13 protein-coding genes, 1 tRNA gene and 1 pseudogene are annotated in these 16,552 nt (G+C 68.2%); 3 read left to right on the top strand and 12 right to left on the bottom strand.

Features of this window, described 5'->3' with window-relative positions:
- Nucleotides 1–77: 77 nt before the first annotated feature.
- The 7 genes and pseudogenes from ACIOWN_RS30365 to ACIOWN_RS30335 form a co-directional block, all read right to left on the bottom strand.
- Nucleotides 78–1,139, bottom strand: a pseudogene (locus ACIOWN_RS30365) (tyrosine-type recombinase/integrase); the annotation flags it as partial.
- Nucleotides 1,084–1,629 carry a transposase gene (locus tag ACIOWN_RS30360; protein ID WP_401983921.1) on the bottom strand — a complete coding sequence of 182 codons (546 nt, stop codon included), beginning with the start codon at nt 1,627–1,629 and terminating at the stop codon, nt 1,084–1,086. The pseudogene ACIOWN_RS30365 and the gene ACIOWN_RS30360, both read right to left, overlap by 56 nt.
- A 29-nt stretch (nt 1,630–1,658) precedes the next feature.
- Nucleotides 1,659–2,738 carry a 2-oxoacid:ferredoxin oxidoreductase subunit beta gene (locus ACIOWN_RS30355; RefSeq protein WP_401983920.1) on the bottom strand — a complete coding sequence of 360 codons (1,080 nt, stop codon included), beginning with the start codon at nt 2,736–2,738 and terminating at the stop codon, nt 1,659–1,661.
- Complete coding sequence (locus ACIOWN_RS30350; RefSeq protein ID WP_401983918.1) at nt 2,731–4,635, bottom strand: 2-oxoacid:acceptor oxidoreductase subunit alpha; 1,905 nt, start codon at nt 4,633–4,635, stop codon at nt 2,731–2,733. Before ACIOWN_RS30350 ends, ACIOWN_RS30355 begins: the two co-directional genes overlap by 8 nt.
- A 46-nt stretch (nt 4,636–4,681) precedes the next feature.
- A tRNA-OTHER gene (locus ACIOWN_RS30345) sits at nt 4,682–4,770 on the bottom strand.
- A gap of 466 nt (nt 4,771–5,236) precedes the next feature.
- Nucleotides 5,237–6,073: a helix-turn-helix transcriptional regulator gene (locus tag ACIOWN_RS30340; protein WP_362355213.1), complete on the bottom strand. Its 837-nt coding sequence runs from the start codon at nt 6,071–6,073 to the stop codon at nt 5,237–5,239.
- A gap of 63 nt (nt 6,074–6,136) precedes the next feature.
- Nucleotides 6,137–7,267, bottom strand: coding sequence for a nucleotide disphospho-sugar-binding domain-containing protein (locus ACIOWN_RS30335; RefSeq protein WP_401983916.1), 1,131 nt, complete (start codon nt 7,265–7,267; stop codon nt 6,137–6,139).
- Nucleotides 7,268–7,414: 147 nt separating this feature from the next.
- Between ACIOWN_RS30335 and ACIOWN_RS30330 the strand changes: the two genes are divergently transcribed.
- Both ACIOWN_RS30330 and rfbC read left to right on the top strand, forming a co-directional pair.
- The gene (locus tag ACIOWN_RS30330; RefSeq protein ID WP_362355207.1) at nt 7,415–8,482 is read left to right on the top strand and encodes a glucose-1-phosphate thymidylyltransferase; all 1,068 of its coding nucleotides are present in this window, start codon (nt 7,415–7,417) and stop codon (nt 8,480–8,482) included.
- 65 nt (nt 8,483–8,547) lie between these two features.
- The gene (gene rfbC, locus ACIOWN_RS30325) at nt 8,548–9,150 is read left to right on the top strand and encodes a dTDP-4-dehydrorhamnose 3,5-epimerase (RefSeq protein WP_362355396.1); all 603 of its coding nucleotides are present in this window, start codon (nt 8,548–8,550) and stop codon (nt 9,148–9,150) included.
- A 76-nt stretch (nt 9,151–9,226) separates the two neighbouring features.
- Here the strand turns inward: rfbC and rfbD are convergent, their stop codons facing one another.
- From rfbD to ACIOWN_RS30305, 4 genes are read right to left on the bottom strand one after another with little or no spacing between them, the layout of a single operon-like run.
- Nucleotides 9,227–10,114: a dTDP-4-dehydrorhamnose reductase gene (rfbD, locus tag ACIOWN_RS30320; RefSeq protein WP_362355204.1), complete on the bottom strand. Its 888-nt coding sequence runs from the start codon at nt 10,112–10,114 to the stop codon at nt 9,227–9,229.
- On the bottom strand, nt 10,111–11,085 hold the full coding sequence (rfbB, locus tag ACIOWN_RS30315; RefSeq protein ID WP_362355201.1) for a dTDP-glucose 4,6-dehydratase: 975 nt from the start codon (nt 11,083–11,085) through the stop codon (nt 10,111–10,113). Before rfbB ends, rfbD begins: the two co-directional genes overlap by 4 nt.
- A gap of 29 nt (nt 11,086–11,114) precedes the next feature.
- Complete coding sequence (locus ACIOWN_RS30310) at nt 11,115–12,587, bottom strand: MmgE/PrpD family protein (protein ID WP_362355198.1); 1,473 nt, start codon at nt 12,585–12,587, stop codon at nt 11,115–11,117.
- Complete coding sequence (locus ACIOWN_RS30305) at nt 12,584–13,531, bottom strand: diacylglycerol kinase family protein (RefSeq protein ID WP_362355195.1); 948 nt, start codon at nt 13,529–13,531, stop codon at nt 12,584–12,586. Before ACIOWN_RS30305 ends, ACIOWN_RS30310 begins: the two co-directional genes overlap by 4 nt.
- Before the next feature lie 250 nt (nt 13,532–13,781).
- Between ACIOWN_RS30305 and ACIOWN_RS30300 the strand changes: the two genes are divergently transcribed.
- Nucleotides 13,782–15,278: an MFS transporter gene (locus ACIOWN_RS30300; RefSeq protein ID WP_401983914.1), complete on the top strand. Its 1,497-nt coding sequence runs from the start codon at nt 13,782–13,784 to the stop codon at nt 15,276–15,278.
- A gap of 481 nt (nt 15,279–15,759) precedes the next feature.
- On the opposite strand, the gene ACIOWN_RS30295 is transcribed toward ACIOWN_RS30300, so the two are convergent.
- Entirely contained in the window at nt 15,760–16,302 is a 543-nt protein-coding gene (locus ACIOWN_RS30295; RefSeq protein WP_401983912.1) for a BTAD domain-containing putative transcriptional regulator, read from the bottom strand.
- Nucleotides 16,303–16,552 lie beyond the last annotated feature (250 nt).

Genomic DNA, 16,552 nt, shown 5'->3' with positions numbered 1-16,552 from the left:
AATATCGCCCCCCTTCCCGACGCTGGACCCCACGGAGAGCTGCGGATCTGCGGGAGCCAAGCCGATGCCGCGCATGATCACTCGTACTCACGCAACAACTCTTCGATCTTGCGGCTGGCGATCGCCTGCCGCCCGTCGATGCACTTGGCGTAGCGGCTCAGTAGGACTTCAACGCTGTTACCCGCACGTTCGGCGACCTCTGTAGGGTCCACACCGGAGTTGAGCCACGTCGACAGCGCCGAGTGGCGTAGGTCGTAGGGCCGGGCGGCGAGCGGTGAGGTGACCGCGGCCGGCGGGAGCGCCAGCGCCCGAGCCTCCTGCCAGACGCGGTAGTACGTGGACGAGCCGACCACTCCCCCGCGTTCGTTGGTGAACAGCCGCCCGTCTTCGGCAACGCCGAAGGAGTCGAGGTGTTGCCGGAGGATGGTGACGAGCTGGGGCGGGATTGGTGCGAGCCGGACCTCCTCCGCCGGTCGGTTCTTGAGGCCTCGGTCGTCGTGAGTCTCGCCGGAATCGGTCCACTGCTTGCCGACACTGGGGCGCGTCCGGTTCAGCAGTGCTGTCCCCCACCCGACCTCGGGCAGCTTCAGGTCGGCACTGGTGAGGCCGACGGCCTCAGCCGGGCGGAGGGCGCCGTAGTACATGCAGGCGAACAGGCCGACGAGTCGGCGGCCACGCGCGCGGCCGTACCCACCCACGTACGAGACAGCAGTCAGCAGGGAACGAGCCTGCTGGGGATTGGCGACCACCCGGGGGTCGACTTCCCCGGCAACCTTCGGCTTTTTCCAGCGGATGCTCGTGATCGGGTTCTCTTTGAACTCCCGAAGGTCTACCGCGTAGTGCATCGCGTTGACGAGTGTCCGACGCTTGCGGCGAACGGTCTCCGCGGCCGCCGCCGTCCCGTCGAGCTTCAGCTTGAGCGAGTCCAGGACGGCCCTACCGATCGCGGCGTCACCGAGGTCCGAGAGGGGGCGTGACGCCTTGGCCACCCAGTGCAAGGTGTTCGCGATCTCGGTCGGCAATTCGCGCTCGTCCGGACCAGGAAGGACGAAGGCCCAGTTGCGGAGCGCCTTCCTGAGCAGATCATCGGACGGCCTCCCCGGACGATCGTCGAGAAGGGCCATCGTCACAGCGGTTAATAAGGACCTCGACGCTGTTGCCGGCTCGATCGGCGACCTCGGCGGGATCGACGCCGGCGTTCAGCCAGGTCCACAGGGCCGAGTGGCGCAAGTCGTAGGGGCGGGCCGGGAGGGGCGAGCTGACCAGATCGGGTGGGAGGGCCAGTTCACGGGCCTCGTGCCAGACACCGTCGTATGTGGAGGAGCCGACGATGCCGCCGTGCTCGTTGAAGAACAGTCGGCCGTCACCGGCGGTGCCGAAGGCGATGTGGATCACGGCTTCGGGGCTGGTGGTGAGGGTCTCCCTGGGAACGGTCAGCTCAATCGTGCCAGCCCGCATGTCCCACTCGCGTGAGCTGTAGCCGTTGCGATGGTTGACCCGCTCGTCGCTGACCTGCCCGTACTCAGCACCACACAGGACACGGCCTCCGCGGACATCAGCGCTTCGGCGAACGTCTTGATCACCACGCGGAGCAGGTCGGGACTTACCGAGGCGAGGTATGTCGGCCAAGGCGTACTCGGATGTATTTGGCTCAATTTTCAGCCGACGACCGTCCAGGTATCCCCACCCGCCAGCAACGCCGCCAGATCCCCCTTGCCGTTCTGCTCGATCGCCGAGTCCAGCTGGTCGGCCATCTGGGTGTCGTACGCCGGCCGGTCCACCGCGCGGAACACGCCGATCGGCGTGTGGTGCAGGGTGTCCGGGTCGGCCAGGCGGGACAGGGCGAATGCCGTGGTCGGGGACTCGGAGTGGGCGTCGTGGACCAGGATCTGCGACTCGTTCTCCGCGGTCACCGTGACGACCTTCAGGTCACCGGTCTGCGGGTCCCGGACCACGCCGCGCGAGCGGTCCGCGCCGAAGCGGATCGGCTGCCCGTGCTCCAGGCGGATCACCGCCTCCTCGGCCTGCTGCTTGTCTTTGAGGACCTCGAAGGCGCCGTCGTTGAAGATGTTGCAGTTCTGGTAGATCTCGATCAGCGCCATGCCCCGGTGGGCAGCCGCCTCGCGCAGCACCTCGGTGAGGTGCTTGCGGTCGGAGTCGATCGTGCAGGCCACGAAGGACGCCTCCGCGCCGATCGCCAGCGACACTGGATTGAACGGCGTGTCCAGCGAGCCCATCGGCGTCGACTTGGTGATCTTGCCGACCTCGGAGGTCGGGGAGTACTGGCCCTTCGTCAAGCCGTAGATCCGGTTGTTGAACAGCAGGATCTTGAGGTTGACGTTGCGGCGCAGTGCGTGGATCAGGTGGTTGCCGCCGATCGACAGCGCGTCACCGTCACCGGTCACCACCCACACCGACAGGTCCCGCCGCGACGAGGCCAACCCCGTCGCGATCGCGGGAGCACGCCCGTGGATGGAGTGCATGCCGTAGGTGTTCATGTAGTACGGGAAGCGCGACGAACAGCCGATGCCCGAGACGAAGACGATCTTCTCCTTGGCCAGGCCCAGCTCCGGCATGAAGCCCTGCACCGCGGCCAGGATCGCGTAGTCACCGCAGCCGGGGCACCAGCGCACTTCCTGATCGGACTTGAAGTCCTTCATGGACTGGCGTGCCTCGGCCTTGGGGACGAGCGAGAGCGCCTCGATCGTGCCCGTGCCTTCCGCGGACGTCTCAGCCATCGATGGCCTCCTTGAGAGCCGTGGCGAGCTGTTCCGCCTTGAACGGCATACCGTTGACCTGGTTGTACGAGTGGGCGTCCACCAGGTACTTCGCGCGGACCAGGGTGGCGAGCTGACCGAGGTTCATCTCGGGGATCACCACCTTTTCGTAACGCCCGAGCGCCGCGCCGAGATTCCGCGGGAACGGGTTCAGGTGACGCAGATGCGCCTGTGCGATGGACTCGCCGACCTTGCGCAGCCGGCGGACCGCGGCCGTGATCGGGCCGTACGTCGAGCCCCACCCCAGCACCAGCGTCTTCGCCTCGTGCGGATCGTCCACCTCGAGGTCCGGCACCTCGATGCCGTCGATCTTGGCCTGGCGGGTGCGGACCATGAAGTCGTGGTTGGCCGGGGCGTACGAGATGTTGCCCGTGCCGTCCTCCTTCTCGATGCCGCCGATCCGGTGCTCCAGGCCCGGCGTGCCCGGGATCGCCCACGGCCGGGCGAGGGTCTGCGGGTCGCGCTTGTACGGCCAGAAGACCTCGCTGCCGTCCTGAAGGGTGTGGTTCGGCCCCTGCGCGAACCGCACGGTCAGATCCGGCAGCTCGTCCAGCTCCGGGATCCGCCAGGGCTCGGAGCCGTTGGCCAGGTAGCCGTCCGACAGCAGCATCACCGGCGTGCGGTACGTCAGCGCGATCCGCGCCGCCTCCCGGGCCGCGTCGAAGCAGTCGGCCGGGGTGCACGGGGCGATCACCGGGACCGGCGCCTCGCCGTTGCGGCCGTACATCGCCTGCAGCAGGTCCGCCTGCTCCGTCTTGGTCGGCAGACCGGTGGACGGGCCGCCGCGCTGGATGTCCACGATCAGCAGCGGCAGCTCCAGCGACACGGCAAGACCGATGGTCTCGGACTTCAGGGCGACGCCCGGGCCGGATGTCGTGGTCACCGCGAGCGAGCCGCCGAAGGCCGCGCCCAGCGCCGCGCCGATGCCCGCGATCTCGTCCTCGGCCTGGAAGGTCCGCACACCGAAGTTCTTGTGCTTGGACAGCTCGTGCAGGATGTCCGAGGCCGGGGTGATCGGGTACGAGCCCAGGAACAGCGGCAGGTCCGCCTGGCGAGACGCGGCGATCAGTCCGTAGGACAGGGCGAGGTTGCCGGAGATGTTCCGGTAGGTGCCCGCCGGGAAGGCCGTGGTGGCCGGGGCGATCTCGTAGGAGACGGCGAAGTCCTCGGTCGTCTCGCCGAAGTTCCAACCCGCGCGGAAGGCGGCGATGTTGGCGGCCGCGATCTGCGGCTTCTTGGCGAACTTCGACTTCAGGAACTTCTCGGTGCCCTCGGTCGGCCGGTGGTACATCCAGCTCAGCAGGCCCAGCGCGAACATGTTCTTGCTGCGCTCGGCCTCCTTACGAGTGAGGTCGAACTCCTTCAGCGCCTCGACGGTCAGCGTCGTCAGCGGCACCGGATGGAGGCTGTAGCCGTCGAGCGAGCCGTCCTCCAGCGGCGAGGTCTCGTACCCCACCTTCTGCATCGCCCGTTTGGTGAACTCGTCCGTGTTGACGATGATCTCCGCGCCCCGCGGCAGATCGCCGATGTTGGCCTTCAGCGCCGCCGGGTTCATCGCGACCAGCACGTTCGGCGCGTCGCCCGGCGTCAGGATGTCGTGATCGGCGAAGTGCAGCTGGAAGGAGGACACACCCGGCAGAGTCCCTGCCGGGGCGCGGATCTCGGCCGGAAAGTTCGGCAGAGTCGACAGGTCATTGCCGAAGGACGCCGTTTCCGAGGTGAAGCGGTCGCCGGTGAGCTGCATACCGTCGCCCGAGTCCCCCGCGAAACGAATGATCACCCGGTCCAGCCGGCGGACGTCCTTACCGCTCATTTCCCGGCTCACGAATCCTCCGCAGAGGCCATTCTGTGCCCTCATTCCCATGCGCTGGGACCAATTCGGCCGAGACCAGGCGATCGGACAGCGGAGAGGGCAGGATTTGAACCTGCGCGGGCCGTTTAAGACCCTCCCGGAGAAACCCGGGACCCGTTAGACCGCTTCGGGTACCTCTCCCGACGAGGTACAGCCACTTCCCATGTCCTGGCTGCCGCCTTACGGAAGAAATACTCGCAACATCCGCTTACGCCGCGCTGACCGCCCGCTGACGCATACAGAACGGATCAGGAAGACAGTCTCTGCTTCCGTGTTGCGAACTGCCTCCGCCGATGGACTCCGGGATCTGGCGCTCTGGACGCCGTGCTCGCCTCGGAGTTCACCACCGGGTGGTGAGGAGGATTACGTCGTCCTCGAATGCCGGTGGTACCCCGCGACTTCGCGGCCGAAGGCGTCGAACCACGCGACCACATGACGCCGCTGGGCCGCCTGTTGGGGCCTATCTGATCGGCATCTCAGAAGTGCCGCTGCGCGCCCACCACTTGTGGGGGAGACCTTCGACGAGGACGGACTGCCACTGCGCTGCGTGGGTGCGCCCTGACTCCTTTTCCTCCCTTTTTCGCCACTGACGGCTCCCGGGGACACGTCACACGCTGATCGATGCTGCCATCCGAGCGGAGCTCCCTTGTACGGCAGCCTCCTTGAGCGCATCGGCGGTACGCGCGTCCGCCGGGTGGAACATCTCCAGCGACAGTTCCGCCACGGTGATGTCGGTCGCCGCCCCGAAGGTGGTGACGGTGCTGAACAGGCGCAGTTCAGTGTCGAACTTGTGGACGATCAGGCACGACAAAACGTCGTCTCCGCTGTCCCCGTCCCCGTCCCCGTTGGGGTTGGGCAGGTAGGGATAGCCGGACACCTCTTCGTAGAGCATCCGCAGTTGCTCACTACCGCTGTGGACCAACTGCCTGTGCAGGCGAGCCAGTAGCTGGGCACGCATCTCCGCCTGGTTGACCACGTACTGGGACAAGCCTTGAGGATGCAGAGCCAGCCGCATCAGGTTGATCGGAGGGGTCAATAGAACAGGAGAGGCTCCGGCCATGAGTCGACGGGCGGCGTCGTTCATGGCCACCACCGTCTCGTTCACGTCGAACACCAAGGCCGGATAGGGCTCGTGGGCGCTGAGCAGGCGGTCGACGGACTCCCTGACCGCGCTGAGGCGGGGTGCGCCGAGCGAGTTCTCCTCGTACTGCGGGGCGTAACCGGCGGCCACCAGGAGGGTGTTGCGCTGCCTGACCGGCACCTCCAGTTGCTCGGACAGGCGCAGGACAAGCTCACGGCTCGGCTTCGCCCTGCCGTTCTCGATGAAGCTGAGGTGCCGCGCGGAAACCTCAGCGCGCGAGGCGAGTTCCAGCTGACTGAGCTTCCGCCGGCGACGCCAGTTGCGAACCAACTCGCCCAGCTCCGCTGCCGATGATGCATCCATAGGGATCACTCTTGGCATGATAAGCAACAGAGCTCTGACCCGCAGCCGCGCTGAGGTCATTGGTCAGATGATCGCCTCGAGTCGCGCGATGAGTTGCCGCGGATCAGGCATGCCGTGCATCTCGTCCCGTACCTCGGCGGCGGTCACGCGTAGCGCGTCGTCGTGGAGCAGGGCGTCGACGGAATCCTTCGTCACATCGTCAATGTGGGCGGACAGACCTGCACCGCGCGCGGCCACAGCGTCGGCGTTGACATGCCGGTCGGAGCCGTCCGGCAGCAGAATCTGCGGCACGCCGGCGTCCAGCGCCGCGAGCGTCGTGCCCGAGCCGCCGTGGTGGATGATCCCCACGCTGCTCGGCAACAGCAGGTTCAGGGGGACCCAGCCCTCGATACGGACGTTGCCCGGAACGGGGCCGAGGGCGGACGTGTCCGTGTTTCCGAGGGCCAGTACGAACTCGGCGTCGATGTCGCCGGCCAGCTCGATGATCCGGTTCACCCGGTCGAGTCCCCCGAGCCCGGGCGCTGTTGTGCCCAGGGTGACGGCGATGCGGGGACGCCGGGGCTCCTCCAGGAGCCAATCGGGCACGTGGCTCCCGCCGTTGTACGGCAGGTAGCGCATCGGCCAGCCGGAGGAGACCTCGCCGACCAGGCTGGGCGGGGCGATGTCGATGGACTGCATCCGCTCCGGCAGGTCCACCCCGTGGCGGTCGAAGACCTCGGCGTTCAGCTCCCGCAGGCGTCGGCCATATCCCTCGGTGCGGAAGAATCCGTAACCGTGCTCCACTGCGGGGATGCCGAGCTTGGCCGCGCCGACGAGGCCGCCGACGGTGAGCGCCGAGTAGACGATCAGATCCGGCTGCCACTTCTCGGCCACTTGGACATACCTGTCCATCATCGCCGGCTGATCGTTCATCATCTGCGCGTAGTACGGCAGTGAGTCCGCGAAGTCCGTGAACCGGGCGGTGCTGAATTCGGCGAACATCGCCGGATGCCTGACGACCGTCGTCTTGACGATGTCCACCAGGGTGAGGCCGGGGCACACATCGGCGACCGGCAGGCCCGCCTCGCGCACGGCGAGGCCGTCGCCCCCGGTCGCCACGAGCACCTCGTGGCCGGCCAGGCGAAGGGCCCAGGCCAGCGGTACGGCCGGAAATATATGCCCTATCCCGGGCGAGGCAGCGATGAGCACACGCATTGTCGATTACCTCCTTACGGCAATTCGACAGGCCAACCCGGCGCCGCGTCCATTACCTGCCGGGTAAGAGGTCTGAATCATCAGCAGGGCGTCAGGACGGCGTCAGTGGCTTCGGCGAGGATTCTCAACGAAAACTCGGGAGGTGCCGTGAAAGCATTGGTCCTGTCCGGAGGCTCCGGTACTCGACTGCGCCCCATCACCCATACCTTCGCCAAACAGCTGGTGCCGGTGGCCAACAAACCGGTGCTGTTCTATGCCCTGGAATCGCTGGCTGAAGCGGGTATCACCGAAGTCGGCATTGTAGTGGGCGACACCGCGGACGAAATCAAGAAGGCAGTCGGCGATGGATCTTCTTTCGGGCTGCGGGCGACCTACATCCCGCAGGAGAAGCCGCTGGGGCTCGCTCACGCCGTCTTGATCTCCCGAAGTTTCCTGGGCGACTCCGACTTCGTCATGTATCTCGGTGACAACTTCATCGTGGGCGGGATCTCGGATCTCGTGCGGGACTTCCATGAGCAGCGTCCGGATGCCCAGATCCTGCTGACCCATGTCTCGGATCCAGCCTCCTTCGGCATCGCGGAGCTCGACGACACGGGCCGGATCGTGCGGCTGGAGGAGAAGCCGGCCTACCCCAAGAGCGATCTCGCTCTGGTGGGGGTCTATCTCTTCACCGCGAGCATTCACGAAGCCGTTCGCCGTATCCGTCCATCCGCACGAGGAGAGCTGGAGATCACGGACGCTCTCCAGCAATTGATCGACGACGGATACCAGGTCAAGCACTCGCGGGTCGCCGGGTACTGGAAGGACACCGGAAACGTCACGGACATGCTGGAGGTCAACCGGCAGGTCCTGGAGGCGATCGAGCCGCAGCACGACGGGTTCGTCGACGACAGGACCGAGGTGGTGGGCCGCGTCGCCATTTCGCCCGGGGCACGGGTGGAGAATTCACGCATCGTCGGCCCGGCTGTGATCGGTCCGGGCGCCCAGGTCACGGACACCTACATCGGCCCCTTCACGTCGGTGGCGGAAGGCTGCCGTATCCACGGCAGTGAGATCGAGTTCTCCATCGTTCTGGCGGATGCGGCCATCGAGGGGGTCCACCGTATTCAGGCGTCGCTCATCGGCCGCAGGGCCCGGGTGACGGCCGCCCATGCGGCGCCCAAGAGCCATCGGCTGGTTCTGGGGGATCACAGCGACGTGCAGATCCACCGCTGAGCTCCGGCCCGGCCCCGAAGAACCCGGCCATCGAGTCGACAGCCCTGAGAGGACACCCCGTGCAGATCCACCGCCTGGCCATCGAGGGTGCCTGGGAAGTCTCCCCGCGTATCCACCGTGACGACCGGGGGCGTTTTCTGGAGTGGTACCGGGCCGACGGGCTCGAGGATGCTGCCGGCCGTGGGTTCCGGCTCGCCCAGGCCAACATGTCCGTATCGGCCCGGGGTGTGATCCGCGGGATTCATTTCGCCGACGCCCCGCCCGGCCAGGCGAAGTACGTGACGTGTGTGCGGGGAGCCGTCTTCGATGTGATCGTCGACATCCGGGTCGGCTCGCCCACCTTCGGGCAGTGGACCGGGGTGGAGCTGGACGACACCGCGCATCGGGCCGTGCTGATCAGTGAAGGGCTGGGGCACGGATTCTGTGCCCTGACGCCCGATGCGTGCGTCGCCTACCTGTGCTCCACGCCGTACGCGCCTGAGCGGGAGCACACCGTGCACGCGCTGGACCCGGCCCTGGGCATCGACTGGCCGGCCGCCGACCCGGTCCTCTCCCCTCGCGACGAGGCCGCGCCCACCCTGGCCGAGGCACGCGCCGCCCGGCTGCTCCCGGAGCACGGCACCGTCAGGGACTGGACGACGTCGCTGTCGGTACGGCAGGAGCACTGAGCGGCGGCACGAGCCGGGACTGCGTTCGCCTCGCAGCCCCGGATCACGCCGCCGCCGCCTCCCGCATCCGGCCACTTCAGTGACGCGTCCCCGGCATCACGAACCCACCGGTGGCGAGTGCCTCCCCCAGCATGTCCGTCCAGTGCGGCATCGGCGGAAGCCCCGCGCGGTCCCACCCCTCCTGGCCAAGCACGCTGTACGCAGGGCGGACCGCGCGTCTGGTGAGGTTCCCGGCGCTGTCGCGCCCTAACAGGCGGGTATCGAGACCTGCCGACCGGACCGCTGTCAGAGCGAGCTCGTACCAGCTGGCCTGCCCGGACGCCGTACCGTGGTAGATCCCTGCCGGCGCCTGTCCGCGGACTGCTCGGTTCCCCAGCAGGACCAGCCGCTCGGCCAGTGCGCGAGCCCAGGTGGGCTGGCCGTACTGGTCGTCGACCACGCGGACCGGCTCTCCCGCGGCGACCCGGCCGAGCACGGTGCGCAGGAAGCTTCTGCCGTGCCGCCCGTAGAGCCAGGCGGTCCTCACCACGTAGCCGGCGTCCGGCAGGAGCTCCCCGACGGCGGCCTCACCCGCCGCCTTGCTACGACCGTAGGCGTTGACCGGAGCAAGGGGCGCATCCTCCCGATAGGGCGTGTGCGCGTCGCCCGCGAAGACGTAGTCCGTCGAGATCTGCAGCAGCCGTGCCCCGGTGGCCGCGCAGGCCGCCGCGAGCACACCGACCCCGTCGCCGTTGACACGGGTGGCCGCCCCCTCCTGGGACTCGGCTCCGTCCACGTCCGTCCACGCGGCCGTGTTCACGACGATGTCACGGCCCGTCACCGCCCTGCGCACGGCGGCGGTGTCGGTGATGTCGAGCGCGGTGCGGGCAGCCGCGGCGACCTGCGCCCCGGGATCCGTCGAGAGGATGTCCACGAGTTCCCTGCCGAGCATGCCGCCCGCGCCGGTGACCAGCCAGCGCGTCATACGCCGACCGCCGCTCGTGCCCGCAGGGGTTCCCACCACGACCGGTGTTCCCGGTACCAGGCCACCGTCGCGGCCAGTCCCTCGTCGAAGGCGATGCGCGGGACGAACCCCAGCTCGATACGGCTCTTGTCGGAGTTCAGGGCGTAACGCCGATCGTGGCCCTTGCGATCCGGGACCCGGTCGACGGCACTCCAGTCCGCGCCGCAGGCGGCCAGCAGCCGGCCGACCAGCTCCTGGTTGGTCATCTCGGCTCCGCCGCCGATGTGATAAACCTCCCCTGGCCGGCCGCGGGTCAGGGCGAGTTCGATGCCCCTGCAGTGGTCCTCGACGTGGAGCCACTCCCGGACGTGCTGCCCGTCGCCGTACAACGGGACCCGAAGTCCGTCCATCAGGTTGCAGAGGAAGAGCGGGATGAGCTTTTCGGGGAACTGATAGGGGCCGTAGTTGTTCGAGCAGCGGGTAACGACCACGTCCAGGCCGTGCGTGCGGTGGTAGGCGAGGGCGAGCAGGTCTGCGCCGCTCTTGGATGCGGAATAGGGCGAACTGGGCGCCAGCGCCTGGTCCTCCGCCCACGTCCCCTCCGGGATGGACCCGTAGACCTCGTCCGTGGAGACCTGGACGAACCGTGCGATGCCATGTGCCATGGCCGCGTCCAGCAGGACCTGCGTGCCCAGCACGTTGGTGCTGACGAACGGTGCCGCGCCGGCGATCGAGCGGTCCACGTGGGACTCGGCGGCGAAGTGCACGACGGCGTCGTGGCCCGGCATGATCCGATCGACCAGTTCGGCGTCCCGTATGTCGCCGTGGACCAGGGTGAAGCCGGAGTGGCCGACGACCGGAGCAAGGTTGGCGGTGTTTCCCGAGTAGGTGAGCGCGTCGAGCACCGTCACGTCCGCGGCACCACGGAGCAGCAGGCTGCGGACGAACTCCGACCCGATGAAACCCGCGCCTCCGGTGACGAGTACATGCATGCGGCAAAGCTCCTCGTGAAGTGGTGGTGTCAGACGAGATCGTCCAAGGCGTCCCGCAGTGTTCGGGCGGTCTTCTCGGCTGGGGCATGCCGCAGTCGGAGGCAGGCGTCCGCGACCGCCGACGAGCCACCTTGGGTCAGGAACTTCCCGCGGACGAGCGGGCCGTGGTTCCGGCGCGTCTCCGGGCCGGCAGCGCCGACCGGGATATCCCGGCGGGTGGAGTATGTCCGCCCGTCCTGCATGTGCACGGTGACCTGGGCCGGCGTGGCCTTCGTGGCCTCCCCGAAACTCGGTGCGGGTTCATCCGCCGGGTCGAGCAGTTCCGTGAGCCGCTCGCCGCCGAACTGCTCCAGCCACGTACGGCCGGCTGCCCCCGCCTGTCGCAGGGCCTCCCCGAACGGGGCCTCGCTGCGCAGCAGTGCGCGCGTCATATCGGGATCATGTTCCAGCCGTATCCGCTGGGCCAGCTGCCAGCGCCGCGCATCGCGGACCCGCGGAGCCGAGAAGTCCTCCACAGTGAGGTCACCCTCCAGGAGGGCAGTGGCCACCGCGTAGGGGGCGGACAGCAGCAGCGCGCTGAGCGGTGCGTCCGGGGAGTCGGCATAGGGCTTGGCATGGCGGCCGGCGAACACCGTGTAGTAGCTGGCGGCGACGGTCACCTGTTCAATGTCCTCTGCGCGCAGCGGGCCGTGGGTGCGGGTCAGGTCCAAGGCGCAGTCGACCGCAGCGTCGATCCCGGGGCCGCCCGGCCGTACCTTGAACGACAGTGTCTCGGTGTGCCACCGGCGCCCCAGTTCCTGGGTGACCGTCTCGGCCAACGGAACCGTGGCGAAGTGGCGGAGGAATCCGTCGGCGTGTTCGAGGATCTCCGGTGAGCCGTGCAGTCCCGCGTGCGCGGCGTCGCAGGCGTCCATGGCGGCCCGCACCGCGGCCAGGGCGTGGACGAGCTTGGCGTCGCTTCCCAGGAAGCCCGGGAACAGCGTCCATGGCGGCAGGGTATAGGCGATGCCGAGGGCGTCGACCCAGTGCCGTGTGGGTGCCGACTCCACGTGCAGCCGCGCGACGATGCCGCCGGCGAGGTGGGTGTGGACAGCGACTTGGCCGCGGAAGCGGCCGAGCGTCGCCGCGGCGGTGATGCGGGCGGCGCATTCGTTCGCGGCGACGACGGCCGTCAGCAGGCCAGCTCCGTCGAGCCGACCGGACAGGGCATAGGCCACCGGTACCGCCACCGTGGAATTGGAGAGGTGGCCGGCGTAAGCGGTGTCGTCGAAGTTCAGCCACGAGCCCAGCGCGGCCAGCACGCAGGCAGTCTGCCGGGGGTCGGGCGCCAGCGGCGAACCGTACGCCTGGACCAGTCGTCTGCCGAGAGGGTGGCGCAGCCCCGCCCGGATGGCGGCCAGTTGGGAGAGGATCTGGCTCTGCGCCAGGTCCAACACATGCTCGGGTACGTCGTCGGGCCGCAGCGCGGCGGCCCATGCCGAGAGCTCCTCGGTCGCCGTCATGCGGGGGCCCCGACGGACACCGCGGGCAGGATGCCGGGTACCACCTCGATCGTGACGCGGGTACCGGTAGCGGGACGCAGTTCGCCGTCGTGCTCGAACAGGAGGGGGTTCCCGTCCGTGCGCTCGATCACCACTTCGCGCCCGCGGGCGTAGACGCTGCCCGGCTGCCCCGTGTGCCGACCCTGGCGCAGCAGGTCCGGCAGGACGGCCGGATCGGCCGAGTCGCCGACCACGCACACGTCCAGCAGTCCGTCGTCCGGTTCCGCCTGTGGCAGCAGGTCGTACTGCCAGGCCCGGTATCGTCCGCCGCCCACGTTGACCAGCATGGTCTTCCCGTGCTGGACCTCCACGCCGTCCACGAGGACCCTGCCCTCGTACGGGGTATGGGTCAGTGCCGACCGTTCGACCGCGGCCTGGTACCGGGCGCGGCCGGTGGCTTCGATACCTCGGGCCACGACCAGCACGTCGGCGACGAGTCCGGAGCCCGCTCCAAGGAGGATCAGCTCGCCCGTCTCCGCCACACGAGCCATGTCCAGGCGGCGCACCGTGGGCCTGGGCCGGTCGAGCGCGGCGCTGAGGATCTCGTGCCAAGGGCGGTCGCTGCCCCATAGATTGCGGTAGTTGGAGTTCCCCGTGCCGAACGGAACCACGAACAGGGCCGGACGGTCATCGGCGCCGGCTCCCGCGGCCACGATCAGCTGTGCCGTCCAGCGGGCCGTTCCGTCGCCGCCCACACTCACCACGATGTCGGCGTGCGCCATGGACCGGGCGGTCCGGCTTTCCACGAGCTCCTGCCGCTCACGGCCGACCCATTCCACCGTCACGGTGTCACAGCGCCGGGCGCACAGTTCCAGTACCTCCAGGACCCGGTCCGTGGTGACAGCTCCGGCAGCGGAGTTGGCGATGATCAGGACGGAGCTCGGCCTGGCACGGCTTGCCGTCATCCTTCCCCCTGGGGTCGCATGGATTTCCGGGCCGCCCGGTATCGGACGGGAATGCTGGAAGGGTGCCAGGGCCGGCTGACTCCTCACTGACGCGGCGGCCCGAGATATTACCTCCCGAACCTCCCGAGATATTACCTGGTGGGTAATCGACACAGGCGCCGGCCGCACAGCAACCTGGAATGACCCTGGAAGGCGCGCGCCCGACAGGGTTGGCATTCGCCTGCGTCAAACATTCCAGGGAGAAACCCACATGAGTACCGGAGGTGCATCCGCCGGGCTGTCCCCCAATTCTGGGGGTTCCACGGCGGAATCGAAGCGCTGGTGGTCGCTCACCACCGTACTGCTTTCGACTTTCATGGCCCAGCTCGACAACACCGTCGTGAATGTCGCACTTCCTTCGATCGGCCGAGATCTCGATCTGGAGATTTCCGGGATCGAATGGATTATCAGCTCCTACATGCTGGTATTCGCGTCCTTGCTCTTGCTCGGTGGGCGACTCGCCGACCTGATTGGCACCCGGCGCATCCTGATGATCGGCATCACCGTGTTCACGGTCGCGTCGCTCTTCGCAGGGCTCGCCGACTCCTTCGGCATGCTGCTGGCCGGTCGGGCCCTGCAGGGCGTGGGCGCGGCGCTGTCCACTCCGGCAACGCTCATGATCATCCTGGCGACCTTCAAGGACGAGCGCGAGCGTGGCAAGGCGATCGGCCTGTGGGGGGCGGTGATCGCACTGTCGTTCGCCTTCGGGCCCATCGTCGGCGGCGTCATCACCCGCTTCATCGACTGGGGCTGGATCTTCTTCATCAACGTGCCCATCGGCGTGGTGGCCGTCGCCATCGGTATGTGGTCGATCGACCGCAACTCGGGCGTCACACAGTCGCGGCGACTGGACACACCAGGTCTGGTCAGCTCGGGCATCGTGCTGTTCGGCCTGACGTACGCCCTCATCGAGGGTCCGAAGGAGGGCTGGACGGCGGCGCCGATCCTGGGGGCATTCGCCGCGGTCGTGGTGGCGCTGATCGTCTTCTGCCTCGTGGAGCTCCGCTTCACGGACCCCATGTTCGACCTGACGCTGTTCCGCAACGGGACCTTCAGCTGGGGTACGGCGGCACTGGTGCTGTGGGGCTGCGGCATGATGGGCGTCTTCGCCTACACGTCGCTGTACTTGCAGAACGTGCTGGACTTCTCGCCCGTCCTGGCGGGCGCCGTCTTCATTCCGCTGGCGGTGGTCATGGCGGTTGTGGCCACGGTCTCGGGCAAGCTGGCCGAGAAGTTCGGCCTCATGCGCACCGTGCTCACCGGGTTCATCATCGCCGCCGTGGGTCTGGCGCTGCTCGCGATCCCCGGCGACAGTGCCCGCGCCTGGGAGCTGCAGCCCGCGCTCATCCTGGTCGGTATCGGCGCCGGTGCGGTGACTCCGCTGCAGACCGCCGTGGCCAGCGCGCTGCCCGTGACGAAGGTGGGTGTCGCCAGTGGCGTGCTCAACGCCTTCCGCGAGATGTCGGCGCTGTGCGGTGTGACGGTGCTCGGAGCCGTGGTCAGCTCGGTGACGGCCAGCCGGATCAGCTCCGGCGACGGGCCCAAGGTGGCCTATTTGGACGGCTACCACACCGGAGTGCTGATCGCGTCGGCGCTCATCTTCGCCGGTACGCTCACCGCGTTCCTCGCGCTCCGTCAGATCCGGCCGGCGGACACGGCTGAGGCCGAGTCGTCGGCCCAGAAGTCGATGGCACCGGCCGAGAGCTGACACAGACTCCCGCACCATCGGCTGCCTCGGGGCAAGAGACATCCCCCGCCTCCCCCCGGGCGGCTGACGGAGCAGGGGAGACCGACGGGCCCGCAGCAGATCCTGCGGGCCCGTCGCCGTGCTCCGGCCGCGGCAACGTCCGGTGGGCGTGGAACCGGCGGACGTCGCCGGCAGGCCGCGAGAGGAAAGCGGTCACGGCCCCGGGGACATCCGACCGCATCGACGAGTTCAGCAACAACCGGTGGATGGCCGCCGTGCGGATCCACCGCCGGCCCCGGGGTCCCATCGGCCTGCCGGGCCTGCGGCCTGGCCGTCCAGGCGTGGGCCAGGCCCGTCGCGCGCACGCGAAGAGCGGTTTCCCTCTTGTGGCGCCACCGTCTCCCATGCCAACGGCCTCCGCTCCTCAGCGACCGCATCAGGTGGGTCACGAGAGGAACGGAGGCCGTTGAGCGCTTGCTCGCAGCCAGGTCCGCACGAGGTGTCAGGCGGACATCGCCAGTTCTTGGGTGAGGATCGCGTGCTCGGTCCGGCGCAGTTCGATGGAGGGCTCGATACCCAACTCGTCGGCAAGCCTGGACCACATCTCGCGGTACAGGGCGAGGGCTTCGGCCTGTCGACCGCACCGATAGAGGGCGACCATCAACTGTGCACAGAAGCGTTCCTGCAAAGGGTTCTCGGCATGAGTCTCTCGCAGCTCGCCCAGTATGCCGGGCTGATTACCCCGGGCCAGCTCGTTCTCGAAGAGCAACTCCAGGGCACGGATCCGGTACTCCTCGTACCGGGCCGCCGCCGCGCGACAAAGAGGGCCGCCGGACTCTCCGCCGAACACGGGGCCGCGCCACTGGTTCAGGGCCACTCGCAGCATGTCGACGACCTCACACGGCTTGCCGCCGGACGCCTGCGCCTTGACCACGGCCGCGACGAAGGAGGCGGCGTCCAGTTCCTCCTCGCCGACGACGAGCTGGTAACCGTAGGGATGACCGACGAGCCGCGAGAGCTCCCTGCCCTTCTCGAGGCCGGCCAACTTCTTCCGTAATCGGCTCACCAACGCCTGAAGCGCATTGGTGACCCCGCCCGGTGGCGTCTCAGGGTCTTTGAGAAGTGATCTTGTGTCCGGGTTCGTCAGGTCAGTCCGAGGGCGGTGAGGGGCCGCTGGTGGTCACGGCCGGTGCGGCGGAGGGCGGCGATGTTGGTGTGGCCGTCCTGGCGGTGGACGCCGATGGCGAGATTGCGCAGGCCGGCCATCACGCGGGGCAGGTGCCGGGTGCAGATTT

The sequence above is a fragment of the Streptomyces sp. NPDC087787 genome (assembly GCF_044743035.1).
In the GTDB taxonomy this organism is placed as follows: Bacteria; Actinomycetota; Actinomycetes; order Streptomycetales; family Streptomycetaceae; genus Streptomyces.
The sequence above is the reverse complement of the archived record's forward strand: the minus strand, read 5'-3'. Positions and strand labels throughout refer to the sequence as shown.